32 protein-coding genes, 1 tRNA gene and 1 pseudogene are annotated in these 26,935 nt (G+C 45.4%); 25 read left to right on the top strand and 9 right to left on the bottom strand.

Going from position 1 to position 26,935, the window contains the following annotated elements; all coding sequences use genetic code 11:
- The first annotated feature begins 187 nt into the window (after positions 1–187).
- The gene (locus D8M41_RS04615; RefSeq protein WP_006887931.1) at positions 188–475 is read left to right on the top strand and encodes a hypothetical protein; all 288 of its coding nucleotides are present in this window, start codon (positions 188–190) and stop codon (positions 473–475) included.
- Here the strand turns inward: D8M41_RS04615 and D8M41_RS04610 are convergent.
- On the bottom strand, positions 427–846 hold the full coding sequence (locus tag D8M41_RS04610; RefSeq protein WP_039955086.1) for a hypothetical protein: 420 nt from the start codon (positions 844–846) through the stop codon (positions 427–429). The two genes, D8M41_RS04615 and D8M41_RS04610, sit on opposite strands and share 49 nt — an antisense overlap.
- 422 nt (positions 847–1,268) lie before the next feature.
- On the opposite strand from D8M41_RS04610, the gene D8M41_RS04605 reads away from it, so the two are divergent.
- From D8M41_RS04605 to D8M41_RS04580, 6 genes and pseudogenes are all read left to right on the top strand, one after another.
- Positions 1,269–1,706 carry a hypothetical protein gene (locus D8M41_RS04605; protein WP_006887930.1) on the top strand — a complete coding sequence of 146 codons (438 nt, stop codon included), beginning with the start codon at positions 1,269–1,271 and terminating at the stop codon, positions 1,704–1,706.
- Between the two features lie 304 nt (positions 1,707–2,010).
- Positions 2,011–2,388: an RHS repeat-associated core domain-containing protein gene (locus D8M41_RS04600; protein WP_006887940.1), complete on the top strand. Its 378-nt coding sequence runs from the start codon at positions 2,011–2,013 to the stop codon at positions 2,386–2,388.
- Positions 2,389–2,396: 8 nt separating this feature from the next.
- Positions 2,397–2,735: a hypothetical protein gene (locus D8M41_RS04595; RefSeq protein ID WP_126853757.1), complete on the top strand. Its 339-nt coding sequence runs from the start codon at positions 2,397–2,399 to the stop codon at positions 2,733–2,735.
- Positions 2,736–2,779: 44 nt separating this feature from the next.
- On the top strand, positions 2,780–3,217 hold the full coding sequence (locus D8M41_RS04590; protein ID WP_006887894.1) for a hypothetical protein: 438 nt from the start codon (positions 2,780–2,782) through the stop codon (positions 3,215–3,217).
- A 128-nt stretch (positions 3,218–3,345) separates the two neighbouring features.
- Positions 3,346–3,894, top strand: a pseudogene (locus tag D8M41_RS04585) (DUF6531 domain-containing protein); the annotation flags it as partial.
- 269 nt (positions 3,895–4,163) lie between these two features.
- On the top strand, positions 4,164–4,502 hold the full coding sequence (locus D8M41_RS04580) for a hypothetical protein (protein WP_006887903.1): 339 nt from the start codon (positions 4,164–4,166) through the stop codon (positions 4,500–4,502).
- Between the two features lie 61 nt (positions 4,503–4,563).
- Here the strand turns inward: D8M41_RS04580 and D8M41_RS11895 are convergent, their stop codons facing one another.
- Complete coding sequence (locus D8M41_RS11895) at positions 4,564–4,746, bottom strand: hypothetical protein (RefSeq protein ID WP_238693467.1); 183 nt, start codon at positions 4,744–4,746, stop codon at positions 4,564–4,566.
- A 162-nt stretch (positions 4,747–4,908) separates the two neighbouring features.
- Between D8M41_RS11895 and D8M41_RS12075 the strand changes: the two genes are divergently transcribed.
- The 13 genes from D8M41_RS12075 to D8M41_RS04520 all read left to right on the top strand — a co-directional run bounded on the left by D8M41_RS12075 (position 4,909) and on the right by D8M41_RS04520 (position 14,664).
- The gene (locus tag D8M41_RS12075; RefSeq protein ID WP_202975992.1) at positions 4,909–5,313 is read left to right on the top strand and encodes an RHS repeat domain-containing protein; all 405 of its coding nucleotides are present in this window, start codon (positions 4,909–4,911) and stop codon (positions 5,311–5,313) included.
- A 262-nt stretch (positions 5,314–5,575) separates the two neighbouring features.
- The gene (locus D8M41_RS04565) at positions 5,576–6,592 is read left to right on the top strand and encodes a hypothetical protein (RefSeq protein WP_006888701.1); all 1,017 of its coding nucleotides are present in this window, start codon (positions 5,576–5,578) and stop codon (positions 6,590–6,592) included.
- Positions 6,593–6,737: 145 nt separating this feature from the next.
- Positions 6,738–8,342 (top strand): RHS repeat domain-containing protein, encoded by a 1,605-nt coding sequence (locus D8M41_RS12070; RefSeq protein WP_202975991.1) that lies wholly within the window; start codon positions 6,738–6,740, stop codon positions 8,340–8,342.
- A gap of 501 nt (positions 8,343–8,843) precedes the next feature.
- Complete coding sequence (locus D8M41_RS04555) at positions 8,844–9,344, top strand: SUKH-3 domain-containing protein (RefSeq protein WP_126926484.1); 501 nt, start codon at positions 8,844–8,846, stop codon at positions 9,342–9,344.
- Between the two features lie 90 nt (positions 9,345–9,434).
- The gene (locus tag D8M41_RS11775) at positions 9,435–9,896 is read left to right on the top strand and encodes a PAAR-like domain-containing protein (RefSeq protein WP_006888013.1); all 462 of its coding nucleotides are present in this window, start codon (positions 9,435–9,437) and stop codon (positions 9,894–9,896) included.
- Positions 9,886–10,023, top strand: coding sequence for a DUF6531 domain-containing protein (locus D8M41_RS12135; RefSeq protein WP_219098660.1), 138 nt, complete (start codon positions 9,886–9,888; stop codon positions 10,021–10,023). The genes D8M41_RS11775 and D8M41_RS12135 overlap by 11 nt, the downstream gene beginning before the upstream one ends.
- 80 nt (positions 10,024–10,103) lie before the next feature.
- Positions 10,104–10,646, top strand: a complete 543-nt coding sequence (locus tag D8M41_RS11770; RefSeq protein ID WP_006888020.1) for a hypothetical protein — start codon at positions 10,104–10,106, stop codon at positions 10,644–10,646.
- Between the two features lie 375 nt (positions 10,647–11,021).
- A complete protein-coding gene (locus D8M41_RS04545) occupies positions 11,022–11,402 on the top strand; it encodes a hypothetical protein (RefSeq protein ID WP_006888015.1) in 381 nt (126 codons plus the stop codon).
- 159 nt (positions 11,403–11,561) lie between these two features.
- Positions 11,562–12,176 carry a hypothetical protein gene (locus D8M41_RS04540; RefSeq protein WP_126926483.1) on the top strand — a complete coding sequence of 205 codons (615 nt, stop codon included), beginning with the start codon at positions 11,562–11,564 and terminating at the stop codon, positions 12,174–12,176.
- Between the two features lie 462 nt (positions 12,177–12,638).
- Complete coding sequence (locus tag D8M41_RS04535) at positions 12,639–12,965, top strand: hypothetical protein (RefSeq protein WP_126926482.1); 327 nt, start codon at positions 12,639–12,641, stop codon at positions 12,963–12,965.
- Positions 12,966–13,262: 297 nt separating this feature from the next.
- Positions 13,263–13,556, top strand: coding sequence for a hypothetical protein (locus D8M41_RS04530; RefSeq protein WP_126926481.1), 294 nt, complete (start codon positions 13,263–13,265; stop codon positions 13,554–13,556).
- Positions 13,557–13,962: 406 nt separating this feature from the next.
- Positions 13,963–14,262, top strand: coding sequence for a hypothetical protein (locus D8M41_RS04525; protein WP_126926480.1), 300 nt, complete (start codon positions 13,963–13,965; stop codon positions 14,260–14,262).
- Positions 14,263–14,403: 141 nt separating this feature from the next.
- A complete protein-coding gene (locus D8M41_RS04520) occupies positions 14,404–14,664 on the top strand; it encodes a hypothetical protein (protein ID WP_126926479.1) in 261 nt (86 codons plus the stop codon).
- 7 nt (positions 14,665–14,671) lie between these two features.
- Here D8M41_RS04520 and D8M41_RS04515 read toward each other — a convergent pair whose 3' ends face one another.
- The gene (locus D8M41_RS04515) at positions 14,672–15,031 is read right to left on the bottom strand and encodes a hypothetical protein (RefSeq protein WP_126926478.1); all 360 of its coding nucleotides are present in this window, start codon (positions 15,029–15,031) and stop codon (positions 14,672–14,674) included.
- Between the two features lie 180 nt (positions 15,032–15,211).
- Between D8M41_RS04515 and adhP the strand changes: the two genes are divergently transcribed.
- A complete protein-coding gene (gene adhP / locus D8M41_RS04510) occupies positions 15,212–16,240 on the top strand; it encodes an alcohol dehydrogenase AdhP (RefSeq protein ID WP_126926477.1) in 1,029 nt (342 codons plus the stop codon).
- Positions 16,241–16,325: 85 nt separating this feature from the next.
- On the opposite strand, the gene D8M41_RS04505 is transcribed toward adhP, so the two are convergent.
- Both D8M41_RS04505 and D8M41_RS04500 read right to left on the bottom strand, forming a co-directional pair.
- The gene (locus D8M41_RS04505; RefSeq protein ID WP_126926476.1) at positions 16,326–17,840 is read right to left on the bottom strand and encodes a GH25 family lysozyme; all 1,515 of its coding nucleotides are present in this window, start codon (positions 17,838–17,840) and stop codon (positions 16,326–16,328) included.
- 1,326 nt (positions 17,841–19,166) lie between these two features.
- Positions 19,167–19,742 (bottom strand): flavodoxin domain-containing protein, encoded by a 576-nt coding sequence (locus D8M41_RS04500; protein WP_037289029.1) that lies wholly within the window; start codon positions 19,740–19,742, stop codon positions 19,167–19,169.
- A gap of 343 nt (positions 19,743–20,085) precedes the next feature.
- Here D8M41_RS04500 and pyk point away from each other — a divergent pair, with 343 nt between their 5' ends.
- On the top strand, positions 20,086–21,567 hold the full coding sequence (pyk, locus tag D8M41_RS04495; RefSeq protein ID WP_126499968.1) for a pyruvate kinase: 1,482 nt from the start codon (positions 20,086–20,088) through the stop codon (positions 21,565–21,567).
- A gap of 167 nt (positions 21,568–21,734) precedes the next feature.
- Here the strand turns inward: pyk and D8M41_RS04490 are convergent.
- Positions 21,735–21,814: transfer RNA gene (locus D8M41_RS04490), tRNA-Leu, on the bottom strand.
- A 183-nt stretch (positions 21,815–21,997) separates the two neighbouring features.
- On the opposite strand from D8M41_RS04490, the gene D8M41_RS04485 reads away from it, so the two are divergent.
- A complete protein-coding gene (locus D8M41_RS04485; RefSeq protein ID WP_006888011.1) occupies positions 21,998–22,612 on the top strand; it encodes an ANTAR domain-containing response regulator in 615 nt (204 codons plus the stop codon).
- Between the two features lie 73 nt (positions 22,613–22,685).
- On the opposite strand, the gene D8M41_RS04480 is transcribed toward D8M41_RS04485, so the two are convergent.
- Together D8M41_RS04480 and D8M41_RS04475 are read right to left on the bottom strand one after the other, a co-directional pair.
- Entirely contained in the window at positions 22,686–22,913 is a 228-nt protein-coding gene (locus tag D8M41_RS04480) for a hypothetical protein (RefSeq protein WP_006888017.1), read from the bottom strand.
- A 25-nt stretch (positions 22,914–22,938) separates the two neighbouring features.
- Positions 22,939–23,409 carry a hotdog fold thioesterase gene (locus D8M41_RS04475; protein ID WP_023133349.1) on the bottom strand — a complete coding sequence of 157 codons (471 nt, stop codon included), beginning with the start codon at positions 23,407–23,409 and terminating at the stop codon, positions 22,939–22,941.
- Positions 23,410–23,543: 134 nt separating this feature from the next.
- On the opposite strand from D8M41_RS04475, the gene D8M41_RS04470 reads away from it, so the two are divergent.
- Positions 23,544–23,975 (top strand): nuclear transport factor 2 family protein, encoded by a 432-nt coding sequence (locus D8M41_RS04470; RefSeq protein ID WP_023133350.1) that lies wholly within the window; start codon positions 23,544–23,546, stop codon positions 23,973–23,975.
- An 84-nt stretch (positions 23,976–24,059) separates the two neighbouring features.
- Here the strand turns inward: D8M41_RS04470 and D8M41_RS04465 are convergent, their stop codons facing one another.
- A complete protein-coding gene (locus D8M41_RS04465; protein WP_037287604.1) occupies positions 24,060–25,337 on the bottom strand; it encodes a dicarboxylate/amino acid:cation symporter in 1,278 nt (425 codons plus the stop codon).
- Between the two features lie 345 nt (positions 25,338–25,682).
- Here D8M41_RS04465 and D8M41_RS04460 point away from each other — a divergent pair, with 345 nt between their 5' ends.
- On the top strand, positions 25,683–26,894 hold the full coding sequence (locus tag D8M41_RS04460) for a YncE family protein (protein WP_023133293.1): 1,212 nt from the start codon (positions 25,683–25,685) through the stop codon (positions 26,892–26,894).
- Positions 26,895–26,935: the final 41 nt, after the last annotated feature.

The following is a 26,935-nucleotide window of genomic DNA, read 5'->3' as shown; positions in this document are numbered from 1 at the left end:
CCCAGATATTGAGGAGATTACTGCTGATGCTAAAGGAAAATTAGGATACTCAGGAACTCCTTCAGGGGCTTTTTAAAATACAGGCCCTTTGCTGGAATTTAATTATTGAAATAAGGGGTTCATTCAAAATAAATATGAGAATATGCAAAATCATGACACTGTTTATATTTTCCCAGGAGAAAATATAATGGCCAATTCTATTGATATTTATAAATATTCAGATCGAGAACTATTTATAGAGAAGGAATATTCAAAATCTTTATTCATTTCAATGAAAGAAATGGAGAATAAAGGATTTGATGTAGCAGAATACAACATATCTTGCAAGGTCGCTATTGATAACACAGAAAATAAATATTTTGTTTTTATCTATTATCCTAAAATATTATCTTCTAATCAAAGAGGAGGAAAAGGAATTATTCAAATCTATGTAAACTCTAAAACCAATGCTACAAAACTATTTTTCGCAAGATAGTAACCGTAAATTGGGTCGGGATCCAACAACTCCGCAAGGTTGTCTGAAACAAATTTCAGATGATTTCCCCTTTCAGACGCCCTCGTCCCGATAGGAGTTCCCATGTCGTCAATAAAATCGCCTGTAAAAGCAGCGACTTCAATGTTGTCTGTACCCTTCCCGATTTCTGCAGGGCGCCTCCTCCTGCTCCTTCCACAGTGCAAGCCCATACCCTTCTTCCTCCCGTTCTTTGCCAATCTGGGCGGTACAAAACCGTTGCTAAAGATGTACGTCTCAACCGCATGCCCGCCTTCATCTTCAAAGCCAGCAAGACCAACCGTATCACTGGTGACGAACCCGCCCTGCCTGGCCGCATGGGCGTATTTTCCCACACCGCCACCAAACTGGCTTGGCTGAGGGGCATTCTTCTTCAGATAAAGTCCGCAAGCGCCACATCGTGTGTATCGGCGACATGTTCCACATGAGCAACAAGCTCAAAGAAACAGAAAGTATACATCAGAAGCATACTCGCAAACTTCATTCGTTTATTTCAGAATCATTTAGGCGAGACCATGAACTAAATAAATTTTATAACAGGTTCAGAAAAGCTCATTGGAAACAAAAAGCAATAGAATATCTACAATCACAAGGAAGGCGCAAAAAATCCAAGGAAATTTTAAAATATCGCAAAGATTGTAAGGACAGGTAAATAAATTCTGATTATTTGATTGATTATACCAACTAAATTAAAAATTCAAAGTGATATCAATTTTATACATGGATTGATTTTTTATTTCTTAAAAGGATTGATAATATGGATGTATTAAATTTAGATCTGCCAGATTCATATAAACAATTTATGAATTCAAGAGATGAAATAGTTGATTTATATTATGAATTTAGCAGGAAAAAACCTAAAACTTTAAAAAAAGAATATGGTATTTGGTGTTCATTCATGCTAGAACAATATTCTTTCTCAGATAAAGTACCTAATTATAAAATTCTTTCCGATAACGAGCGTTATTTTAAAGATATTGAAGGATTTACAACAGGAATAAATATTGAGCTGGTCAAAAAATCATTTGCATTTGGATTAGCATCAAGTGAAGGTGGTATATTATTTTTTCATCCTGAGAATTTTAGTATTTGGGAAATCTATCCTGATTTATATATAAATTTTTTAGCAGACACATTTGATGAATTCATAACAAATGCTAAATTTTGCCGGAAATGGGATCATAAAAAATTGTAGTCTACACAGTGTAGAATACTTACTGCAGTTTTAGAATACCCACCTGTGAAAGGCTTGCAAGAAGCATGTATTTTCTTCATGCCATTGACTTAAGCCGTCTGAAAGATCTTTTCAGACAGCTTAAAAGTCTAGAGCCTATACAATCCGACTCTTCTAGTAGCAATCATCTAACCTGTTTCCGCTACTAGGGATGAATAAAGATGATGAGGAGCCTGTATTGTTCGAGAGTGAACAGATTTGGTTCAGCAAAGAGCCCGGCGGGTGCTTCTCTGATTAGTCGATAGTTCTGCGTTTTGCGCCTTTGGTGGTCGCAGAAGACGGAGAAAGCCGCCAACAAACCCACTACTTCCACTGCGACCAAATCGGCATCCCGCGCGAGATGACCGATAAGGACGGCAAGCTCTTGTGGTTCGGCAACTACACCGGCTGGGGTCGTCTGAAAGAGGAAACCAAGGTAACGGATAGTGCTTACCAACCGTTCCGCCTGCAAAACCAGTACGCCGACCGTGAAACGGGGCTGCATTACAATTTCTTCAGGTATTACGAGCCGGATGCGGGTCGGTTTGTGAATCAGGATCCGATTGGGTTAGAAGGTGGAAAAAATTTCTATTCTTATTCTAGTAATACTACTAAATGGATTGATATACTAGGATTATGTGTTAAAGAGGCTGAAAAAAATTAAATGAAACTATGGCTCCTCATAAAGGAAAGCGTAATGCCCCTTCTATTATGGTGGCTGCCTATACAGCGACAGGCCTCATTGAAGTCGCATCTAACGGAGATATACCAGGTAAAATTGCGCCAGAATTACAAGAGCTTGCAGATAGACATGGTGGGGTAGGAGCAAAAACTGAGTGTGGTAATACTATAGGTAGATGTGCAGAATTTAGAGCTGCTAATAAGCTACTTTTAGATAATCCTGATTTAAAATTAAAAGACATTAAATTTACTAAAGCTAAGCGCCCTAGAACTGGCCAAGCAAGACCATATTGTGATAACTGCGTCAATATATTTGGTGTAACAAATTAAACACTATTAACTATTAATTAGTATGATCAAAAAGGATTAAATCAATGATTATGTCAGAATTATTTATCGAGTCTCACGATTTAGATTGGTTCGCAATTAATGATAAAAATTTTATTGCTCATTTTGCAACTGGAGGCACTGATAAATTACCAAGCAAATTAAAGACATCTAAGTCATTATGGGAACAGCAATTTAACTTTTTTAATAATCTACCTGATATTGCGGAACCTGTATTTTGTGAGAATAATTTACCAATATTTGATAGCTTAAAAGAGAAAGAAGAATATTTAGAATCCTTTGCAGGTTACGCAAAAAAAGGGATTTTTAGTTATGATATAGATTTTGATAGTTTAGTGTATAAACTAATAGCATTTCCTAAAAACCCCACCAAGCTAAATGAATTGCCCATAGCGCATTATGGCAGAAATGATTTAACATTAATTAATCATAATTATGATTGTTCTTCAATAATTACTATCTAAAACAGCAAGTATAGATTGGTGCGAGCCCCAACCAAACCAAAAGGCCGTCTGAAACACAAATCCTTTCAGACGGCCTACTATGCTCTTTAACAATCTAATTTCTACCGACCGCTGCCGGCCGTCCGGTCAATCCGATACACGGGCTGAAGTTTTTGGAGGGTGAAACCGACTTTGCTTTTGAAGGCATTCTGCCGCTGGTCTGGAGCCGCAGCTATTATTCCGACCAAGACGGTACCGGCTGGCTCGGCGAGGGCTGGAGCGTGCCGGGTTGCCAGCGCATTATCCGCGATGCAGCGGGATTGGCCTATATCGACGATCAGGGCCGTCTGTTCCCGCTGCCGGAAGTCGATGAAGATGATGAGGAACCGGTATTGTTCGAGAGCGAACAGATTTGGTTCAGCAAAAATCCGGACGGGCATTATGTCATTGCTTCGCTGGACGGTTCGATAGCGCTGCGTTTTGCGCCTTTGGTGGTCGCAGAAGACGGTTCGGACGAAGACAGTACCCTCTTCCCACTGGTGGCGGTGGAAGACGCCAACGGCAACCATCAGCGTTTCGTTTATCACGTTGGCCGGTCTGCCGCAATACGTCATCGACGGCAACGGTCGGGTGTTCTCGCTGAACTTCGGCAATGTGGCGGACGAGCAATATCATTACGACGACAACAAACGAGTTGACCAAACGGGTGTTTGCTGACGACAACACCAATCTGATGGAACGCGACGGTTTGGGCCGTCTGCTCAGCCACACCGATGCGCTGGGGCAGCACACCGATACCACTACGAGGCCAAATAGAGTTAAAGTATATGATGCTGGAAAAATTATTGGTGCATCAGACGGTGTAGATACACCATACATACGAGCTGAATGTTCTCAGGGGGGGGGTAATACATAGATATCCAATTACAAAAAGAAGAACACTTGATGAGAATAGGGGCAAATTGAAATGGAACATGACATTGATTTTAAAGATGGCATTATTACTTATGAAAATTTATTTTGGCTATTTAATAACACTAATGAATTAATCTACAAACTTGAATTTGAGGAAAATTTATTACAAGTACAGTTCTTTAATGAAAAATATATTTTAGATGTTGGATGGTATTCCACTACCGGTAAAAATGGAAAATTCAAAGTTTACGTAATTAAAAATTATGATTGGGAAAATCCATTATTTACTAAATCTAATAAAAAAATTAGTGGTTTAATTGCCACTATAAAACAAGGAATCAAATGCATATATTCTCATGAGCATCTTCTCATTAACCGTAGCAAGCCGTAGCCCGCATGAAACCTCCAATCCCGACGTAGCGTGGGTGCGGTAATCATGCTGTTTCTGCTTCTCAGACGATCTCAATGCCGTCACCGACAACCGCCTGAAAACCTACAACGGCACGACCTATTACTACGACGGCCTCGGCAACCTGATCCACCGCGAACTGGCCGACGGCGAGGTGCAGAACTATTTCTACGATCTGCATGACCAACTGGTTAAGGCCGAAATCTTCAAAAAAGACGGCAGCCACCTCTTGCAGGAAATCCACTCAGACGGCAGGTATACCTATATCTACACCGAGCCCGACGGCTACGAGCCGTTGGCACAGGTACATAACTGGACCAACGAAGAAGGCGAAACCTATCAGGAAACCTGATATTTCCACTGCGACCACATCGGCATTCCGCGTGAGATGACCGATAAGGACGGCAATTTGCTGTGGTTCGGCAACTATACCGGCTGGGGTCGTCTGAAAGAGGAAACCAAGGTAAAGGATAGCGCATACCAACCCTTCCGCCTGCAAAACCAATATGCCGACCGTGAGACGGGGCTGCATTACAACTTCTTCAGGTACTACGACCCTGATGCGGGTCGGTTTGTGAATCAGGATCCGATTGGGTTGTGGGGTGGGGAGAATTTTTATCAGTTTGCAGAAAATGTTACCGGTTGGATTGATCCTTATGGCTTGGCACGTCAAAGAAAGGCACGTCAAATACAGAGGTGTTTATGTAAAGAAGAAATGGAAGCTATAAAAAAGGAAAAGGGGCTAGTACCTATAATAGACAAAAATGGAAAACGTTCAAGAAGACCTATTTAGGTAACAGATCTTTCTATTAAACCTGTTCCGTGGAATCCTAGCTCAGAAAATTACTTCGTTAAAATTACTCTTGATGATGAAGGAGCAAGGATATTAGATTCAGTTACCAATATTGAAGATGTTGACGGTAAAGAAACAGCTTGTCCTGGCGGAGTTTTAGTCAAATCCAACGAACAAGGGGCAAAGGGAATTGGGCGTAATTTAATAGATAAATTAAATGCGCACATTGTTAAAATAGAAACAGGAATGAGAAGGAGATAACGTGAAAATATCCAATATAATTTATATGTTTTTTTATATATATCAAAATCCTAGGTTAAATTTTGACAGGTATAGAAATAATCAAAACATAGAAGAGTATGGATATGTTCAAGATAATGGAGGAGCCTATCATTTATGTTTTCACATAAATGATTCAGGAGAGAAGCACTTTGTTCGAGATATTATCAAATTTATATCAACAAAAACAAAATTTTCTTCAGAATGCTTTAAACTTAATGATAACAATGAGGAGCACTTGTACAACATACTATCTTCATTAATAATGATTTTTTATATTGATACTCATAGCTTCCACAATAAAACAGTATTTGACAACAAAGCGCTCGCCTTGTACCAACTATCCGATACATGTAATTCCAACTTAAATAATAGAATTAGGCAAAGTTACATATTTTATTTGTTATATAACTCTCATTTGTACTATGAGTCAATTAGTAGTATAAAACTTCAAAACGGGGTTTTATGCTTTAAGCTTGGTAGAAACAATCTTATTCCGTTTGTAAAAATAATTTCATCGATGGAGCTTAAAAGAAAAGATGATAAAAAAATGAAGTTGTTATCAAGCATTAAATCTTTTTATATAGATTTAATAGATTTTTTAGAAGACGGATTAAAATTAGAAAATGTATTTTTTAATAGTTTGATAGATGATAGATATTTAAAATTTTGCCATTATAAAAACTTTATCTACCATAGTGAAAGTGATGTATACAAAAGAGTGAGGGTTGATAAAATATTTAATTTGTTACCCCTTGTGTTACAAGAGGGCAAGTTAACTGAAAATAAATTTGTTTCGTATATGATTTTATTTAATTACATGAACTTGATTTTTGAAAAGACGAGTGGAAAATTGCAAAAATATTTGAATGAAAATGAATGTAGTCATTTATTTATGCAGGAATTAGTTAATTATTTTGATTACTCTTTTGGATTTTATTCAAAAAGGAAAAGAATAAATATTAAAAAATATATTAAAACATTTACTATTGATCAATAAAGCAAGCCGTAGCCCGCATGAAACCTCCAATCCCGACGTAGGGTGCGTGCAGTACGCACGCACGCGGTTTCTGTTCAAACAGCCTCAGTCCCGACGCAGGGTGGGTATGTGCTGCCCACGCACCCCCTTCAGGCTACCTGAAAAAGTGCAGGCTGCTTTTCAATGCCACAAAACAGTTCAAAAGCAGCCTGCACATTCAAAGGCGGCAGACAAAGCAAGCCGTAGCCTGCACAAACCTTCAGCCTTCCGCACACAAGGTAAGCTCGCCAGCCGCTATGAACTCGATCCCCTGGGTCGTCTGAAAAGGCAAATCGCCACCCTCAACGACCTGGCCGAAGGCGGCAAAGGCAAAACCAAAGTCGCAGCGGGCTATGGCCAAACCGCCGTCAAACGCAGCTACGGCTACGACCGTACCGGCAACCTGACCCACAGTACCGACCAGCGGACGGGAACGACGCATTTCGAGCACGACAAACTGGGCAGGATTACCCAAGCAGGCAACGAACTGTTCGCCTTCGACCCTGCGCACAATATCCTTTCAGACGGTCGCTCCGCCGTCCCCGACAACCGCCTGAAAACTTACAACGGCACGACCTATTACTACGACGACCTCGGTAACCTGATCCACCGCGAACTGGCTGACGGCGAAGTGCAGAACTATTTCTACGATCTGCATGACCAACTGGTTAAGGCCGAAATCTTCAAAAAAGACGGCAGCAAAGAAACTTGGGCGTACACCTACGACGCCTTGGGCAGAAGGATAGGAAAAGGTCGTCTGAAAGACGGAGAAGTTTTAGGTAGCCTCGAAAACCAAACCCGCTTCGTTTGGGACGGCAGCCATCTGCTGCAAGAAGTCCAATTGGACGGCAGGTATACTTATATCTATACCGACCCGGATTCCTACGAACCATTGGCGCAAGTCCGCGAATGGACAACCGAAGACGGTGAAAAACGCCAACAAACCCACTACTTCCACTGCGACCAAATCGGTATCCCAAGAGAGATGACCGATAAAGACGGTAACCTCTTATGGTTCGGCAACTATACCGGCTGGGGTCGTCTAAAAGAGGAAACCAAGGTAACGGATAGCGCTTACCAACCCTTCCGCCTGCAAAACCAATATGCCGACCGTGAAACAGGGCTGCATTACAACTTCTTTAGGTATTATGAGCCGGAATGTGGAAGATTTATCAACCAAGATCCGATTGGGTTGGCTGGTGGTAGTAACCTCTATTGGGCTTTACAAAACAGTCAAATGTGGGCTGACCCATTAGGGGTAAGTTCTAAAAAATCGCCTGGAACATGTAATGATCCATGTGCAGGACAAGATCCTACCGGTGAAGCGGCTGGCTGGCAAGGAAGTGAGGACTATCCAGGTGTGGAGAATTGGAAAAATGTTGTCCTAGAAAAAGGGACAATATTGTTTACATTGTATCCACATGGGCCGGCAGGTATGGCTTCTGCCCCTGGGAATTATTTTGTTCGAGGATACGCTGTACGTTCTGCAAGAGGAAATGCCAGAGCATTTAACGATTCTGTACAGGTGAAACATAGTGGAAATGCTACTGCCGCACGTGACATGAGAAAACAATTACATATATTTGTAGTAGAAGAAGATATTTGCGTAGGAAAATCAAAAGCAAAAGCAAATAAAAAATATGGCGATGGGGGAGCAGCTCAATATTATATTCGAGATATGGATAAACCGAAATTAACAAGTACTGGCAAACTTCGATTTTTCAGGAGGTAAAATTACATATGAATCAAATTAAATTATTTATACAACAAAAAACATTGTCATCAATAATCTCTCCTTAAATTTTAATGATATTAAAGACATTAAAGAAAAAACTAAATTAATAAATTTTAAAAATATACAAGAAGGTATTTATTTATTTCAAGAAAATATTTATTACCTTGAAGAAGAAGGAAAAATATTTATTGACATATACAAAAAGGAAATTGATATCTTATTTAATGACTATTTTTATTTAACTAAAAACATCTTAGAATCAAAAATTATTCAAAATTTTCTTAATTTATATCCTCCTTTAAAATCATATTGTGTACTAAAAAGTGCTCCAGTACTCGAATTTAAAGGACCTGAATTAGCATGGAATTCCCTTTTGTTCATCTATGACTCCAAACAGGCGTCAATAAGGCTGAATATTTCATTCTAAAATACTACAGTAAAATAACAAGAAGTATTTATGAAACAACCATACGAAATACACTCAGATTTTTTAAGAAAATGATTGCTTCAGGCTGGTATGAGAATAGAGAAATTATTTTAGATTCTCTACCCCACCATTTAGATGAGTTACCTGATAATGTAAAAAAATTTCTAAAAGAAATATGGTATTTAACAATTAGCTATGACGCTTATTATCGTAGTAATGGACGCATCTTTCTATCTACGGTACTGCATAACTTTGGGGAAAATATAAATACCTTAGTTGACTATTCGATAGATGATAAGGATTATATTTTTTATCAAAAATCTATTGGCAAAAAATTAAGAAATTTCGGCTTTGCAGATAACCGAGAAATCCTTATTGATGAACTGGGAAGAATTTATTTTATTCCTAATTCTGGAGATTTATATTATTTGGGAGGTAAATTTTATGAGGGATTATATAATTTGATATTTAGAACTGGAAATTCATTTATCGTAGAGGAGGATGGGGAACTTTTTGTAGAATCAGAAGAAGGTATTTCACCAGGGAATATGAACATTAGAGATACTGAGTAAACATAGGCTTTCCCAAGCTCTAACGCCCCCGTAAGGTCGTCTGAAAAATTTTCAAACGACCCCACCCCCCCCCAACAGGAGCAAGCCGCCATGGCATTTAATAAAATCGCCTGTAAAAGCAGTGATTTCTATGTAATCTGTACCCTCCCCGATTTCTGCTGGGTGCCTCCTCCTGCTCCGCCTGTCACACCGCCCATTCCCTTCCCGCTCTTCGCCGATCTGGGCGGTGCCAAGACCGTTGCCAAAGACGTACGTCTCAACCGTAAGCCTGCCATTGTCTTTAAGGTCAGTAAAACCAACCGCACCACCGGTGACGAACTCTCCCTGCCCGGTCGCAAGGGCATACTTTCCCGTACCGCCATCAAACCTGCCTGGCCGATGATGCATTCTTCTTCGGTTAAAATCCGCAAGCGCCACATCATTCGTACCGGTGATATGTTCTATATGAACAACAAGCCCAAAGGAAAGCTGCTGCCCAACCCTGTATTTCCTGTAAGGCCGCTGCCGGTCGTCCGGTCAATCGATACACGGGCTGAAGTTTTTGGAGAGTGAAGCCGACTTTGCTTTTGAAGACATCCTGCCGCTGGTCTGGAGCCGCAGCTATTATTCCGACCAAGACGGTATTGGCTGGCTTGGCGAGGGTTGGAGTGTGTCGGGTTGCCAGCGCATTTATTCGTGATGCGGCGGGATTGGTCTATATTGACGATCAGGGCCGTTTGTTCCCGCTGCCGGAAGTCGGAAGATGATGAGGAACCGGTATTGTTCGAAAGCGAACAGATCTGGTTCAGCAAAAATCCGGACGAGCAGTCTGCCAAAATGCGGCTGCTGTCGGTGTCGCTGTTGGAGGGTTTGCCGGTCTTCGGCGAAACGGTCCGGGTCGGCAGTCCGCTGGTCCGCTACGAATGCAATAGCAGCGGCGACTTGGTCCGCGTCATCGGCCGCGACGGCACGGTCAAACGCAGCTTCGGTTATAAAAACAATCTGATGGTGTCGCACACGGAGGCGGCCGGATTGGTAGCGGAATACGAATACGACCATTACACTCCGACCGGCAAGGTGTTTCGCAACTGGACTTCGTTGGGCGAGGAATGGCGTTTTACCTATCACGACGGTTATACCGAGGTAACCGACGTGTTGGGCCGTACCGAGCAATATTATTACGATTACAACAACGAGTTGACCAAACGGGTGTTTGCCGACGGCAGCACCAATCTGATGGAATGCGACAAGCTACGCCGTGGTATCTATAAGACTCAGAGTAAATTTGTCATCCGTTACGAATTCGGCCTCTTTGTCGTCTGAAAAGCCGAGTAGGTTTATTGGAATTTGCACAGCTGTTCAGATTTTCAGATTATAGAACTAGTATTTTGATGAAGGGAACGGCTGCATTACGAACTGATGTGGTACTATGAGCTTTAAAATAGGTTGTTTGTAAATCAGGGCCCAATTGGGGTGCTGGGTGGGGAGAATCTTTATCAGTTTGATCCGAACTCTTTGAAATGGACTGATATGTGGGGTTATAATTCCTTTCCGAAGTTCAGCAAAAGTAAATTCTATATAATTTTACAAGGAGAAAAGGTGAGATTTGGAATTTTCAAAACTCGCAAATTAGAAGATTTAGCAAGAAAAGACGATGGTCAAAAACAATTAGGTAAGTATTTTTAGAGAGCGCAAGTTATGGAATACTATAAAATACTTAGTATTGTTCTAACAGATGATATTAGTTTCGAGGATATCACAAATAAAATTGCAATTGCATTTAATATCAAATTACAAACAGTGAATGATGATGGTAGATTGTTATCTGTAGGAGAAACTGAAAAATATAAAGTTATTGTTATAGATAGATATGATGATTTATCTGATTTATTGTGTGACGAGAACTACGTTTTAGATATAGATCTGCATCAAGAGATTTTTCAAGAGAAAGAAATCCTGGAAGAGGAAATAATTAGTATCCTAAAATGCAATAAAATTTCATGGGAGAGAGGAATATGGGCTCCATGGGCTCCAGGAGATATCACTAACGGTTATAGGGAAATTTTCCCAGAAAACTAAATCCAGTGAGCAATTAGGTTGGGCCAAGACCCAACCAAACTGTAAGGTCGTTTGAAAAACTTTCAGGTAGCCTTTGCTGTGCGTCAGTCAGCTACTTAACAACACTTGCCTAACGGATTAAAATTTAAACTCTTAATTACATAAACAATTGGAGAACTAATGGACCATATTGAACTGATCAACTTAATTAAAAACAACTGTAAAACAGCAGCGCAAGAAAAGTATATCGGCAGACTGGAAAAGAAATTTTCTATTAGATTAAAAAGAACACTTGGAACACTGGAAGATTTGTATTCTAGCCTATTGGTAAACAAACAACACCAACTCTTGATAGACACATTACCTTATTTCCGGACAATAAAATTTGAAGGAAATTACAATCACTGGTATTGCATAGAACATATTTTAGAAGATATTTATTTTGCCATCTTGGCAATGGGCGGAAATGAAGTATTGGAAAACCAGATATTCTGCCATTATAAAACGGTGTATGATTTTATAAATGAAGACGGAAGCAGTAATAGATACGCCATTGATCTTGAATGGAATAATTCTCACCAAGCTATTAATAAATTTAACGATGAAATCCGTTCTTGCGAAGAATATAAAGGTGTTCTATATGAAACTTCTATTAGGTCAAGTTTAGTCAGGAGAGTTGTTTCCATAATTCTTTTGTGCAAAATCAAATCTTTAGAGTTTGATGATTCGCTACTGGAATTAGCTAATGAGCAATTAGAAATATTGAACAATGCTAAATATAAAAGGTATATTTAATATATGTGCTTGTTTGTTTAGCGAGTAAGCTGGGTTGCCAAACCCAATAGTTCTTCAGGTAGCCTTACTTCCACCGTTCAGATTACCTGAAAGCATGGCACAGGTCTTGCGGGTGGGGAAGAGTCTTTATGGATATGCGCCGAAAGCGATGAGGTAAGCTGATATGTTTAGGGGTTGGTATATAGTGCTCCAAAAAATGGGTTCAGATCCAGCTGTAGCAGACAAAATAGAAGGCTATAGTAAACGTATTAAGTCCATGTAAAGGTATCAAGACGATGTTAGCTTTGGCTAGAGGGTAATTATGGAGAAATGAAGAAGAGAAGCAGAGCGAAAATCGCTCTACAGTAGTGCCATAACCCATGCGTCAGAAAAGTCAAAATGTGCATGTAAAATGAAATTTTTATACATACAAAATTTTTAATGCAAAAGTTATTTTATTAAATTACAAATAAAGAATTTAAAATGGAACCAATAATATTAAATAATATATCCGATGAAGTCTTTCTTGATGATATTAAAGAATTAACGCAAGAATTTCCTATCGAGTTTCCAAATTTATTTAAACAAATAAAAGACTATTTAAATGTAGATACACAAAATATTTATATTACAGATTTTGTTGAAGATGAAAATAATAGTGACTATTTCTATGGCTATTTCTTCGATATTTTAAGTAGGAAGATGTACAAATATTCATTTGAGAAAGATAAATCAAAAATTGAAGAAGTTAATATAAGCTCTTTAACATTAAAAGATACATTCAGCATTAAGGTATTACATTTATTGTAGCGGCTATTGGAAATTAGCAAATAGTAGCCTGCTCAGGTAGGGTATGTTCTCTACGCTCAGAAGGTTTCGGCTTTCATCCGTTTCAGGCTATCGGAAATATGCACTGTTTTTCGTTAAAGACTCCAAAAAGCCACCTGAAGAATATTCACACCACAAATCAGTATCCCTCCATGAAGTGGCCGATTGGAGCGGCAAATGAACAAATGCGATAATGGTGGTGGAACGCGATATTATAATCCCAGCAAGGCGTAAATTGACTTAATGCCAAGTAATATAATTAATATATAGAGAGATTTTATGAAGAATTATAATATATTTAAATTATGTGAAGAGCTGCAATCTATTCTAGATAAAGAAATAACAGCAGGGAATGTTATAACTGAGCTTTCACGCTGTACGAACTGGCCTCAGGAAGGAAGTATTTTTGTTTCATTAAAAAATAGACTAACTGCAGGTAAGAAAGTTTTAACAGATGATGTTTATTATTCTATTAATAATGATATTCATTATGGTTGGATTGATGAATGTGTATGCAAAATTCACCATAATTTATTGGTTGCAGGTAACTTAATTAAAAGTAAATATGAATGATTTATTTTAACCTTTATAAGGGAACTATTTTCCCGACTCATAGGTCAGCGTAATACATTAGAACTTTTCAATCGGGTGAACGATGTTCTTTAATCCCCAGTGCTAGGAAGAATAACAGTAGTTCTTCTCCAGTTTGTGGTGGGCAGTGACTTCCTTCGCAAGGTATGATAGATGGAAAATGGTTTATTGAGTCTTTTAGACTATGTTCGATTATGCTAAAAAGTTTCGTATATGGACAGTTTGATAAAATTTTATTATTAATTGAGTTTAGAAGAATCCAGGGTTTTATTTTCTGTAGGTATGGTTGATAAGAACCAGTTCCTCAAAATCAGTTGGCACAAACACGTTAACCGAAAATAGTGTAGAATCTTAAAATGTCGATATTAGAGCTCTGGGAGATGTAGTAATGAATGCTGATAATACTGTTAACGTTCAAATTTATTGGAGATCTCGAGAAGAAGGCGGTAGGAAGACGATTCCCCCTATTGGTCTTTTTTATCCTGTAAGTGAATTTGAAGATGGAGTTTTTCAAGAGAATTTTCCTAGGAGTATAGTCTTAGATATTTACGAGCACTTACCAAGTAAAAATATGAGTTATGCAAGAGCTCGGTTTCTTATAAGAAAAAATGACAAAATACCGCTGGGTACGAAATTTAAAATTTTTGATGGAGCGAGATGTATTGCGGATGTTATGTCAACTTTTTAAATAAACATGGGCTGGGGCTTGGAATAACAACACAATAAGGCCGTCAGCAATATAAACCCTTTTAGAGGTAAGGGCATGCACCCATAATGAATAACGGTTATCTTGCCAAAGTTTTGTTACTGAGGGGCGGGAGAAGGAATAGTGGATGCAGTAGGTTACACTGAAAAGGATGGGGACTGCACGATCCGATTCAGCAATGATGAGCTGCTGGTTATCTTTGACTGGATCGCCCAGTCTAACCAGCACGAAAATAATGAGTTGGATTCTGCCACGCAGCTAATATTTGAAGAATTTGAATGTTTACTGGAATCTATATTGGCAGAACCTTTTGATAATGACTATAGGCTACTCGTGCGAGCGGCGAAGTCAAGAATTATCCGGGAAGCACAGCGGGGATTTTAAATAGGCTCTACTCCATCGTGTAGGGCTTGAGGTTATTATCATTTCTGTATTTTTCCTCCCAGTCATAGTAGTCTTGTGGCTGATCCACTGTGTGGCCCTTGTGCCAGTACCCTTCGCCGTAGGCTAGTATCATAGCCCAGTGGTATTCTTCGTCGTGGCAGAGCATGCCCACAGAATGGTAGTTAATACCTGCGTCAGAGCATAGTGGGGCATTCTTTATCATGTCATATGCCAGTTCAGGGGTAAAGCCAAGGTAACGGGTTAGTATTCCGTGTATCGTGCACAGCCAAGTTTTTCTATGAAAAATAAGTTGATCTCCGGTTTCTGGATCGGTGAATACCATATTGTCATGAGCATCTTCAAACATGTGTTTTTCGTTTCAGTTTAAGTTTCTAATACTTTGCACAAGAGTACCCTAAACACATATAAAAATGGTAAATATTGTCATGTGGTTAGTGGAATAGTTCACTGTATTATAGAAAATTTGTTATGTGCGTTTTATGGTTAAAACTACATCTTATAGTGAGCTAAAACACTGGAGGTTCTCATGAAGGCAGTTGTTGTTCCTGAACACATTGATGGCTCAGTAGTCGTTACTGATGTTCCCGTACCCGAGGTGGGGTACGGCCAGGCACTCGTAAAGCTAGAGTATTCCGGCGTCTGTCACACCGACTTGCACGTTGCAGCTGGCGATTTTGGTAAGGTTCCGGGACGCATCTTGGGGCATGAAGGTATTGGTATTGTCACCGAAGTTGGTGAAGGCGTTGAATCTCTCAAGCCCGGCGATCGAGTCTCTATTGCCTGGTTCTTCCAAGGATGCGGGCACTGCGAATACTGCACCTCCGGCCGGGAGACGCTGTGCCGTACCGTCAAGAATGCGGGCTACACCGTGGACGGCGCCATGAGTGAGTATGCCCTCGTTACGGCGGACTATGCCGTGAAGGTCCCCGAAGGTTTGGATGCTGCACAGGCAAGCTCGATTACTTGCGCGGGCGTAACCACCTATAAGGCGACGAAGGAATCTCAGGTGCGGCCGGGACAGTGGTTGGTCGCCTACGGTGCTGGCGGGCTGGGCAACCTGGCGGTGCAGTACGCCAAGAAGGTTTTCGGCGCCAAGGTTATTGCCGTCGATATTAATGATGACAAGCTGAAGTTTGCCGCTGAAACCGGTGCCGACGTCACGATTAACGGTCGTGAGGTTGAGGATGTGCCAGCGAAGATTCGTGAGGTGACTGGCGGGGGAGCACAAGCCGCCGTAGTGACTGCGGTATCGAAGGTCGCTTTTAACCAGGCGGTTGAAAGCGTGCGTGCCGGGGGCAGCGTAGTAGCTGTGGGGCTTCCGCCCGAGAAGATGGAACTGTCTATCGCGAAGATTGTTCTTGATGGGATTCGCGTGCTCGGTTCGCTGGTTGGTACTCGCCAGGATCTTGCTGAGGCGTTCCAGTTCGGCGCCGATGGGCTCGTTGTTCCGCTGGTTCAGCTGCGTAAGGTTGAAGAGGCTCCGCAGGTATTCGAGGAGATGGGCGCAGGTAAGATTACCGGGCGTATGGTGCTCGATTTCGCAAGTATCTGGTAAATCCTCCTTACTAGAGAAAAGGGTGTTCCCCCTACCCACATGGGTAGGGGGAACACCCTTTCAGTTATGCATACCTAGCAGGTGGTTAGCGCATGCGGTACAAGAATGCTGCCATAGCTCCGCGGCTAACAGAATCGTACGGGCGGAAAGTGCCATCACCGTAACCTGCGGTGATCTTCCGGGACTCAAGCCAGATGATTTCGCGGTAGAAGGAGTTATTGGCGCGAACATCCTTAAACCCGGAACCGTGAACTGCCGGGATGGCGGGGCTGCCGCTGTAACGGTACAAGAATGCTGCAGTTGCTTCACGGCTGACGGCATCGTTCGGGCGGAAAGTACCATCACCGTAACCGGTGGTGATACCGCGCTGGTGCATCCACACGATTTCCTTATAGAAGGGATGGTTGGTGGGCACATCCGAGAAGGGGGACGTTTTCGGCAGGTTTACAGCGGGAGAGCCAGCCATCCGGTAGAAGTATGCTGCCATTGCGCCGCGTTCTACGCTTTGATCCGGGCGGAAAGTACCATCACCGTAACCGGTGGTGATATTCCGTGAAGCAAGCCACTCAATTTCAGTGTAGAAAGCCGCGTGAGTAGGAACATCGCTGAAACGGGTCTTTACTGCGGGCTTAGGAGCCGGTGCGGGCGTAGCCGGGTGCCATGAGCGGTTGGTTGCCTGCGGGTTGGAGGCTAAAGCCTTCAGATCATTGAAGGAACCAGGGAAGAAATTGGAGTCACCAACAAACGGGCCGTCGGCTGAGAACTGCCAAATATCGTAGGACTTCCACCCGTTGGGAGTGGGACCGGGAACATAGTTATAGTTCGCCAGGTGAAGCAGAGTCTTACCGAACTCGCCGGTTCCTACACACTGGCTCCACCAAGAGTTAGCGGTATAGACCATAGGGTAGCGTCCGGTGAGTGAGCGGTAGGTTTCGTTAAAATCACGAATCCAGTTAGTCAGCTGGGCAGGGCTCAGGTTGTAGCAGGTATTGCCATACTGGGAGTAGGGGTTGAACTCAATGTCGAGTAGACCAGGAAGGGTGCGGCCGTCATTGCTCCAGCCCCCACCATGGTTCACAAAGTAGCGAGCCTGGTCGGCACCTGAGGAGGTGCGGGGGTTGGCAAAGTGGTAGGCTCCGCGGATCATACCAACATCGGCTGATCCAACATACTGCTGTGCGAAGTAAGGGTTGGTGTAGTAGGTGCCCTCAGTTGCTTTGGTGTACGCAAAGCGTGCACCGCCGTTGTATGCTTCCTGCCAACGCACATTGCCTTGGTGAGAGGAGACATCCATACCGAGGGTGCCGCCGCTGGGCGTCCAGGTTGCTGCAGGGCCAACTCCTTTGGCACGCCCGTGCCCGCCCGGTGCCTCGGTAGCGCCTTCAGCTGGTAGGCCAAGACGTTTACGCTCACCAGCACCCATGGCGGTGTTCATGTCTTCGGTGGGCGGGGGAACATCCTCATAAGATATCGTGGCGGAGGGGTCAGTGACGGGTTCTTCAGCCGCGGCAGCTGGGGCGAAAGAACCTGCCAGCATGGAGAGAGCACCTAGCGAGACCAGGCATTTAGATAGTTTCTGATTCCGAGAGAAGAGGCTCATAGTATAAGTAACCTGCAATCTTCAAATAGACTTGTGTTTGAGTGTGAATAAACGTGAAGTTGAGTGACATCTACGCATTAGTGCTTTCGGGGTCTTTTAATGCCCCTGGATTATTTTGCATCTTTACTGAGAGCTCACAATAAAGATGCACCCTTGCACGCATCTCATTGTAGGGAAAGATTTTGTTAATTTTCAAGATAGATACTCAGTTAACGGGCCCCTTCAGGTAGGGGTAGAATTTGTTGGACTAAAGCCTTAAGGAACGAATACATAAAGGTAAGAGTATTCTAGTATCTGATTGAACATAACATAAAGTGTGTGCGATGGTTGAGGTGGTTAGTTGAAGCTAAAGGTTCATAGAGCGTTGTATAAAGATTGAATTTTTATGCTAATCCGTGCACGCATATTCTTCAACTGGAAAGTAATTTTTCTTCTAATTGGAGATGATTTGTGCCACAATCCCTTGCATCTTGAGTTGCCTTCTTCGATTTCTGTGGTGCTGACGCTTAGGTAAGGCCTTGACCGTCTCTTTAAGGAGGATGTGGATGTTCTGCAGGGAGTGAAGGCTGGGGGAGTGATTGGTTACTGGTACGGCTGACGCTCGTATAGGTCAGGCAAAAATACTCGCATACCTATGCAGGTTGTTATTACAGTATGTTCCTTAGGTGATCGAGGTGGGAAGAATAAAGATGTGGTGTATATCGAAAGGTAGTGTATAGGTATGCCCTTGTCTTCTTAGGGTTATTATTACGTATAAGGTGCAACCATTATCTGCTTTTTGCCACCCATAAAAATACCCATGAGATATGTCACGTTCAATGATTGATGGTGTTCTGTGGGATCGTGGGAGCGGTCCACGGCTTACAGAGACTACCTGCTAATCTATGCACATCTGTGAAGGTGCAGACCTGCTGCCCTTGCCCCTCTTAGTTACCTTCTTTGGTAAGGGGGCGTGTGCCTGTGTGCGGTATGGGTCTGAAGTCGCCACCTTATCCAGCGGGCTTGAGTGACACACTATGAGTGCAAGGTCTGTCTCGGTCTTTTTTCTGGCGGGGTGATCTGTAGTTTTGCTGCGAGGAATGTGGTTCTGGGGCCAGGTGGGAAATGCGTATGTGTAGGTGAGAATAATGTGTGTGTATTTTGAGAATAAAAAAGGAGGTGGGCCGCACACACAAGACCCACCTCCAGCTCTCCAAATACAGTTAACGCGGCCTCGCATCCGCTGTACTCGGAAACCTACGGTCGGAGGAGGAGAGAAAAACCTCCGACCGTGTATCTATTGCCCTCGTTGGTATGGGGCAAGTTTGTAGGGAAGTGCTCTTTGAATTAGATAAGCTTTGCTACTTCCTGTGCAAATGGCTCAAGGGATGCGCGGTTGGTGTAGTCTGCTCCCTCGGTACCATAGCAATCAAGCATCTGTTGGATGCCCTCATTTGGGTTGGGCTTAGCGGCAAGCCAGGCACGAACAGGGCCTTTGAGGGCTGCCTTATGGGTTAAGGATAGCTCTGACCATTTAATGCCGCCGCGTAAGTGAGCAACAGGCTGTCCTTCGGTGAGCTCAGCAGTGTAACTCTTGGCGACAGCTTTATTTAAGAGGTCCTTGGAATACTCACCAGTAAATGAAACGGTGAAAAAGGCGGTGCGTTTGCGCTTGGGCAGTAAGAGGGGAACAATCTTTTTGCGTAATGAGGGTGCTCCGGTCAGGAATCCACCGTAGTCACTCCCACCAATTACTACAACGTCAGCAGCTTCTGCCTGTTCGGGGGTTACCTTAGCGGCGGGAACCGTTTCGACCTCGGGTGCCTGAGGCAAAGCTCGTAGATCTTCAGCGAGCCATGTGGCGTACTGCTCTGTGTAGCCATAGACTGAGCCGTAGATAATAAGTGCGCGTGTGGTGGACACCGGCAACCTCCAGGGCAAATTTGCATAAAAGATACTAATTATTGATTCAAGTCTAGGGCAGGTGCCCCTAAATGTGAAATCACCTCAAGGGTGACTCTATTCACAATAGAAGACTTGTGGGTATTAACCCTCCAAAAATGGTTGACAACTATGAGACTATCACCCCTTTTCTCTCCCAATCTGCGGGCAAAAGTCCTATACTTGAAGGCAGGATATTCATAATACAGCACGTTGTGAACGTGCGGTTTTCTGTGGATACATGTGGGAGTTTCCCCGTGTGCTCCCGCACAAACAATGGGTCTTAGCCCTAAGGCCCGCGCCACAACTCACGAAGGTTAGGTACATGAGGCGAGCAAAAATCGTTGCAACAATCGGTCCCTCCATCTCCGCACCCGACAAAATCGCCGCGGCAATCAATGCGGGCATGAATGTGTCCCGTTTGAACATGAGCCACGGTGACCATGATGTTCACACCAACTCTTACAACACTATTCGCGAACAGTCCGCAAAGCTCGGTAAGGAAGTTGCAATTCTTGCCGATTTGCAGGGGCCGAAGATCCGCTTGGAGCGTTTTAAGAACGAGAAAGAAATCCTTGAGCCCGGTGCCGACTTCACCATTACCTCTGAAGAGGTAGAAGGTACTCAGGAAATCTGCGGTACCACTTATAAGGGGCTGCCCGGCGACGTGAAGCCTGGCGATAAACTATTGCTGGACGACGGCAAGATTCAGCTTGAAGCTGTTGAAGTTACCCCAACCCGTGTTCGTACCCGTGTTATCGTGGGTGGCCCGATCTCAAACAACAAGGGCATTAACTTGCCTGGTGCGGCTGTTTCGCTACCCGCGTTGACCGAGAAGGACGAAAATGACCTGCGTTTTGCACTGCGCTTAGGCGTAGACATTATTGCGCTTTCCTTCGTCCGGTCCGGCAAAGATGTTGAGCGTGTGCACGAGATCATGGAGGAAGAAGGGCTGCGCATCCCCGTGATCGCCAAGATCGAAAAGCCGCAGGCGGTGGAGAACCTGCAGGACATTATTGATAAGTTCGACGGCATTATGGTTGCACGCGGCGATCTGGGTGTTGAGCTGCCGTTCTCTGAAGTTCCGTTGGTGCAGAAGCAAGCTATTCAAATGGCTCGCCGCTGGGCTAAGCCTGTGATTGTAGCTACCCAGGTGCTTGAGTCGATGATTAGCAACCCAACCCCCACTCGCGCGGAGGTCTCTGACTGCGCCAACGCAATTCTTGACGGTGCTGATGCGGTCATGCTGTCCGGTGAGACCTCAGTGGGTAAGTACCCGATTATTACGATCTCAGCGATGGCCTCCATTATTAGTGATACCGAGAAGAAGGGCCTGTACCGTGTGCCCGAACTCGACCGTAAGCCGCGTACCCGCGGCGGCGCTATTACCCGGGCAGCAGTAAATATTGCTGAGCAGCTGGATGTTGATTACATCAGCACTTTCACCCAGTCGGGTGACTCCGCCCGCCGTTTGGCTCGTTTGCGTCCCAAGAAGCCTGTGCTTGCGTTTACCCCGAACCCGAAGGTCCGTGCCTTTATCTCGCTGCTGTGGGGTGTTGAAGCAGCCCACGCGCAGCTCACTGCTGATACTGATGGTATGACCAAGATTGTGGACGACTACCTAATGGAGCATAACTTGGCAGAGAAGGGCGACCTGATCGTCATGACTGCCGGTTCGCCTCCCGGTGTTGCTGGCTCGACCAATACGGTCAGGGTGCACCGCATCGGTGACCGTGACGAGACCGGGGCTAAGCTGCCAGAGGAACGTGAAGCAGTGCGTCCTTACGCCGACGAAGATCACGACTAATACTCGGGTAGGCCCAGATTCTCTAGGTTTTCGAGTTTATGAAAAGGTTGAGCCCCAAGGAAATTTCCTTGGGGCTCAACCTTTTCATGAAGGTAGCGGGTGATAATGTGCCCGCCAATAAAATCGGTGATTGTGATTCAGAGCTGATGAATCCCAGATGTGTGGGGTGCCCGAGGTGGGACTCGAACCCACACTCCGTAGAACCTGATTTTGAGTCAGGCGCGTCTGCCAATTCCGCCACTCGGGCGCACACGCAATGTGTACGGCATTGATTCTACATCATACGGCGCCGCAAAATCGAATTTAGGGGAAAACAACGCCCAACCGTGCTCTACCCTAAATTTCTGAATGAAACAAGTGTGTACTGTAGATGAAGAAATATGAACTGCTGTAGACTTGAGACGAGAAGAAATTGCAAAAGGAGAGAGTTTTGTCAGAGCAGACCACTCATGACCACGAGGGAGACGCAGACGCTCCGGCACGCACCGTTGTTGTTGCCGAAGACGAAGCGCTGATCCGTCTCGACATCGTGGAAATCCTACGGGAACGCGGTTACGAAGTTGTTGCTGAGACCGATAACGGGAAAACCGCCATTGAGCTCGCCCAAAAGCACCGGCCTAATCTGGTGCTCATGGACGTGAAGATGCCCATTATGGACGGCATTACCGCCGCCGAAGAGATCGGTAAGGAACAAATTGCCCCCGTAGTACTTTTAACCGCATTCAGCCAGAAGGAGCTGGTGGACCGCGCGGTTGAGGCTGGGGCCATGGCATATGTGGTAAAACCGTTCACTCCCAATGACCTGTTCCCTGCCATTGAAGTGGCTATTGCCAGGTACGAGCAAATTCGTGCCCTTGAAAAAGAAGTGGGCACTATCCGCGACCAGTTCGAAACCCGTAAACTAGTGGACCGCGCAAAGTCATTGCTCATTACCAAAATGAGCCTGACCGAACCTGAAGCATTCCGCTGGATTCAAAAAACTTCGATGGATCGTCGTCTTTCAATGCGCGAAGTTTCAGACACCATCATTAAGCAGTTGTCATAGGAACTATAGAGAGCTGTAGCAGAAGGTGTGTGCCCCCATAACGTAACGTTATGGGGGCACACACCTTAATCTTTTAACGTTTAGAGAAGGTTGCCTCATCATCATGTTTTAGCGGGGGAGCGGTTGGCGAGCTGGCCCATAGGGCCCCGACCGTCACAACTAACAGTGCTGGCCACCATAGGCCGCCCAGGTTGTATGCAGCAATAAAACAGACAATAACAGCCCCAATAAGAATAGGCATCGCAATGCGTTTGGCCCGTTTAATCTTGGGATACCGCTGATAATAAGGGGCGCGTGGCATGAGGCTCCTTTCCATGGATGGTACTTTAGCGGGCGGTGCGGGGGATGAGCATATTAGTGATGCGCGCCGAACATACGCCTCTGCCAGCCTCATCGGTAATTTCTATGGTGTGAACGCAGACGGTGCGTCCCAGCTTAACGGCGGTGCACACAGCGGTTACATATCCTGCAGTTGCTGGGCGCAGATGGGTTGCGTTAACATCCACCCCCACAGCCATGCGTTCTATACCCCCGTGCACTCCGGAGGCTAGGGAGCCAAGGGTTTCAGCAAGAACTACGGACGCCCCACCGTGCAGGAGCCCCGCAGGCTGAGTGTTTGGTGCGACGGGCATCGTGGCTACCGCACGTTCGGCGGATAACTCGCTCAGGCGAATACCCATAGCGGGGATAAGCCCGCCAAGACCATGCGGGAAAAGAGGATGTAATTTCTCAGGAACACCGTGCGCGGTCAGTTCCGCGATAACGGTGGGGGAAAGCTCAAGGCTGGAATCAGTCATGCCTATAAGTGTACCCCTGCCCCACCGCCCCTTGAGAAACCCGAATAAGAATACTACCGTTGGGTAAGAGACGCCTTCGACTAAAACTAATATGCCGGTTTCTAGTGCTACAGGGCCGGTATTGACCGGGAGACATGATGAACACCGTAGAACAGATTTTTGAGCTGTGGCACAGCTACGCTCAAGAACGGAACACAGAAGGGCTGCTGAGTCTCTACGCTGAAGATGCTGTGTTTGAAAGTCCGCTGGTTCCGGCAATCCTTGATGATGCCCGCAGCGGGGTGCTACACGGCAAAAAAGAGATTGAGCGGTTCCTGAGTGAAGGCACTCAACGCCGCCCCAACGAGCTGGTGAAATGGTACCGGACCGGTGAATACCTGACGGACGGCAGGATGCTCGTATGGGAATACCCGCGCGAAACCCCAGACGGTGAGCAGATCGATATTTTAGAGCTCATGATCATTGAGCAGGGCCTGATTGCCCAGCACCGTATCTATTGGGGCTGGAAAGGATGCCAGCACATTAGCGGGGCCCTTGCCAGCAGTGTGGCACGCGTCCGTCCATAATATAGGGGATGCGCCCACCGCCGTGTAGCAGGCGGTGGGCGCATCCTCTATAAGAATGAGTAGCCGGGCTGCGGCCGGTAGGCGCTAAGCCGATATAGACTCGGCTTTCTCAATATCTTCATCACGGATTTCGGAGTCGGGGTTAATGCCCATGAGCTTAGAAAACCGCTCGGTAAATGTTGCGATGGTCGCGTCCCCAGTCACGTTGGTAGCGGTGCCGAAGGAATCCTGCGCCAGGTACAGGGCGATCATGAGCGCAATCATTGACTCGTTAAAGCCCAGCATTGATTCCAGCAAGCCGATAGCGGTCATAACGCCACCGCCGGGTACGCCAGGGGCTGCCACCATCATAATGCCCAGCATCAGCACGACTGGGGTGACAGAGGCAAAACTTGGGTTCTGCCCCGTCATATATAGCACCGCCACAGCGCATGAGGTGATGGTAATCATCGACCCCGACAGGTGGATTGTGGCGCACAACGGGATAGCAAAATCAACCACTCGGGACGCAATACCAGCTTTTTTAGCGGAACGCACCGTAACAGGGATAGTAGCCGCCGAGGACTGGGTGCCGATTGCAGTGAAATACGCCGGGAGCATGGTTTTAAGCATCTTCGCCGGGTTGCGTTTAGAGACCGCACCGGCCGCCGTGTACTGAATACACAGGGTGAGCCAGTGCAGAATAATAACCATAAGGAACACCATGCCGAAAACTGACAGGATCTTCACCACCTGGCCTGCGAGGGTCATATTCGCAAACACCCCCACAATATGCACCGGCAGCAGGGGAATAATCACGTAGCCGAGCATTTTCTCGACGATCACCTGAAAATCTTCGAAAAGGTTCAGCATCGACCTGCTTTTGAGCGCTGTAATACCCAGACCGAGGATGAATGAAAGTATGAGGGCGCTCATCACACTCATAATGGGCTCAAGTTTAAACGTGACATATCCGCTGGAAAGCGCGTTCTCGGGGTTATCGAACGATTCAAGCTGCTGACCCTTGAGGAGAATCGGGTACAGGAAAAGGGCTGCGGTAAGCGCTAAGAACCCCGCGACAATACTTGACAGGTATGACAGGCCTACCGTCACCCCCAGCATCTTCCCTGCGCCCTGGGCCAAGGAACCAATACCCGGGACGATGAAACCGATAATGATGAGCGGGATAGCGAAACTCAAAAACGCACTAAAAATAGTGGAGAACGACACAAAAATTTGCACCACAACGTCGGTGGGAATGGAAATTTTCGCAGCGGAGTTAATGCCGCTAATAAGCCCTGGTGTGAGCGAACCGATGAGCACGCCGCCAAGGATGGCGATAACAATCCACGCCAGAAGCGGGATTTTCTGAAGCACTTTCATGATGTCCTCAAAGTTGTGAATCCGTGTGTTTATTTCTGGTTCCACGGCTATCGTGTAACTATAAGGCTTTATCGTAACCTGAGTACCGCCGCTTATTCCAGCAGCGCAACCACAAAACCGCGGCAATACACCATGCACAGGCTGCGGTGTGGGCGTTACGGGCGTGGAAGCTGCAAACAGTATGGGTGCAGCCTTGGAGCAGCTGCACAATAAACGTTTACCTCCATAATTTATGTGGCACGAAGCAACATTTAAAGCGCACGGAAACCCTTTTTGATAGGGTGAGAAAACTACCGCGAGAAAACCCGTCGCGCCCCAGCCAGTGCAGATGAAACGGAGAGAAACATGTCTAAAAACCCGCCCCCTAACGCTCCCCGTACCCTTGAGATAATCGCTGAACAGAACCAGGGATTGCCAGGGCAGTTCCTCGCCGCCTATTCACCGAAAACCCAGAAAATATATATCGCAGGAACCTTCAACGCCGCCTCACACCGCGGTTCCTGCGTGGCCACTATCGCCCGCGTTGACCCGCAGACCTTGGCCATTGAAGCAACCGCGCAGCTACCCGTCATTGATGAGGCACACCCTAACCTGATCGGTGAATACCAGTTGTGCGGCGCATTCGGCTTGAGCGTTGATGATACGCGTGGCACTATCTGGGTGACTGACCCGACCACCTCCTCCGTGGCCGTATACGACCGTGATACGTTCGCCCCTATTTGGAGCAGCTACCAGCCCGACGTATCGCTAGAACAACAGCCTGTGAATCACCCGCGTGAAGTGCTGGTGCTAGAGGACATCGGTAAAGCCGTAGTGACCGGCCCCGGCGGGTACTGGTTTATTGATACCGGAACCTACGCAATCACCGCCCACAACCCAGTACCTGGCTCCCTGCCGCACACCCTCACTGTTACCCGTGATACCCTTGGCGGGAATATCTACCTCAGCGACTACAACCTAGACAAAGTGTATGAGGTAAGCCCCGCTATTGGGGAGGCAGTACGCACCATTAATGTTCCTGCCGGAGAGACCTCCGACTTCTCACGCGTCAATACCCACGGGGTGGCAATCAATAACTCGCTCAACGAAATATATGTCTCAACTCAGGGTGAGAACGGCAAGAACTCCGGGGTTCAGGTGCTTGATAAAATCAGCGGCTCGTTTAAACAGTTCATCCCTTATGGGATAACTCCCACAGACATTATCGCGGACGAAACCCGGGACTTGGTGTACCTCACCGACTTCGGTCCCACCTCGGTGCACCCGGCAGATAGTGGCGGGGGAACGGTCGCTGTTATTGATGCGCGCACCAAAAGTGTGGTGGCTGAGGTGCACATTGCCTCGGGGAAAGCGAATCATCTCACCCTGCTGCCGGACGGCACGGTTATTGCACTTGATAAGGCCGGAACCCACAAAAACGTTGAGGTGGGGTTCCATATTGATCCGGTCACCGGTAAACACGTGAACTCCGCGATAGATGTGCACGCCAGCGGCACCACCCCCATTAATGCCGATTCCATCACCAAAATTACGGTGGCGCTAAACAACGCTGGCTAATACCGCAACTGTAGTCCGTGGGTGCGCCGAAACCGCGCGGG

It is taken from the genome of Rothia sp. HSID18069 (assembly GCF_003989155.1).
Taxonomy (GTDB): Bacteria; Actinomycetota; Actinomycetes; order Actinomycetales; family Micrococcaceae; genus Rothia; species Rothia aeria.
The sequence above is the reverse complement of the archived record's forward strand: the minus strand, read 5'-3'. Positions and strand labels throughout refer to the sequence as shown.

Excerpts from the sequence above, each read along its gene's own strand:
- D8M41_RS04615 (WP_006887931.1), top strand. The coding sequence starts at position 188 with ATGGCCAATTCTATTGATATTTATAAATATTCAGATCGAGAACTATTT.
- D8M41_RS04605 (WP_006887930.1), top strand. The coding sequence starts at position 1,269 with ATGGATGTATTAAATTTAGATCTGCCAGATTCATATAAACAATTTATG.
- D8M41_RS04595 (WP_126853757.1), top strand. The coding sequence starts at position 2,397 with ATGGCTCCTCATAAAGGAAAGCGTAATGCCCCTTCTATTATGGTGGCT.
- D8M41_RS04590 (WP_006887894.1), top strand. The coding sequence starts at position 2,780 with ATGATTATGTCAGAATTATTTATCGAGTCTCACGATTTAGATTGGTTC.
- D8M41_RS04580 (WP_006887903.1), top strand. The coding sequence starts at position 4,164 with ATGGAACATGACATTGATTTTAAAGATGGCATTATTACTTATGAAAAT.
- D8M41_RS12075 (WP_202975992.1), top strand. The coding sequence starts at position 4,909 with ATGACCGATAAGGACGGCAATTTGCTGTGGTTCGGCAACTATACCGGC.
- D8M41_RS04555 (WP_126926484.1), top strand. The coding sequence starts at position 8,844 with ATGATTGCTTCAGGCTGGTATGAGAATAGAGAAATTATTTTAGATTCT.
- D8M41_RS11775 (WP_006888013.1), top strand. The coding sequence starts at position 9,435 with ATGGCATTTAATAAAATCGCCTGTAAAAGCAGTGATTTCTATGTAATC.
- D8M41_RS04545 (WP_006888015.1), top strand. The coding sequence starts at position 11,022 with ATGGAATACTATAAAATACTTAGTATTGTTCTAACAGATGATATTAGT.
- D8M41_RS04540 (WP_126926483.1), top strand. The coding sequence starts at position 11,562 with ATGGACCATATTGAACTGATCAACTTAATTAAAAACAACTGTAAAACA.
- D8M41_RS04535 (WP_126926482.1), top strand. The coding sequence starts at position 12,639 with ATGGAACCAATAATATTAAATAATATATCCGATGAAGTCTTTCTTGAT.
- D8M41_RS04530 (WP_126926481.1), top strand. The coding sequence starts at position 13,263 with ATGAAGAATTATAATATATTTAAATTATGTGAAGAGCTGCAATCTATT.
- D8M41_RS04525 (WP_126926480.1), top strand. The coding sequence starts at position 13,963 with ATGAATGCTGATAATACTGTTAACGTTCAAATTTATTGGAGATCTCGA.
- D8M41_RS04515 (WP_126926478.1), bottom strand. The coding sequence starts at position 15,031 with ATGTTTGAAGATGCTCATGACAATATGGTATTCACCGATCCAGAAACC.
- adhP (WP_126926477.1), top strand. The coding sequence starts at position 15,212 with ATGAAGGCAGTTGTTGTTCCTGAACACATTGATGGCTCAGTAGTCGTT.
- D8M41_RS04505 (WP_126926476.1), bottom strand. The coding sequence starts at position 17,840 with ATGAGCCTCTTCTCTCGGAATCAGAAACTATCTAAATGCCTGGTCTCG.
- pyk (WP_126499968.1), top strand. The coding sequence starts at position 20,086 with ATGAGGCGAGCAAAAATCGTTGCAACAATCGGTCCCTCCATCTCCGCA.
- D8M41_RS04480 (WP_006888017.1), bottom strand. The coding sequence starts at position 22,913 with ATGCCACGCGCCCCTTATTATCAGCGGTATCCCAAGATTAAACGGGCC.
- D8M41_RS04475 (WP_023133349.1), bottom strand. The coding sequence starts at position 23,409 with ATGACTGATTCCAGCCTTGAGCTTTCCCCCACCGTTATCGCGGAACTG.
- D8M41_RS04470 (WP_023133350.1), top strand. The coding sequence starts at position 23,544 with ATGATGAACACCGTAGAACAGATTTTTGAGCTGTGGCACAGCTACGCT.
- D8M41_RS04465 (WP_037287604.1), bottom strand. The coding sequence starts at position 25,337 with ATGAAAGTGCTTCAGAAAATCCCGCTTCTGGCGTGGATTGTTATCGCC.
- D8M41_RS04460 (WP_023133293.1), top strand. The coding sequence starts at position 25,683 with ATGTCTAAAAACCCGCCCCCTAACGCTCCCCGTACCCTTGAGATAATC.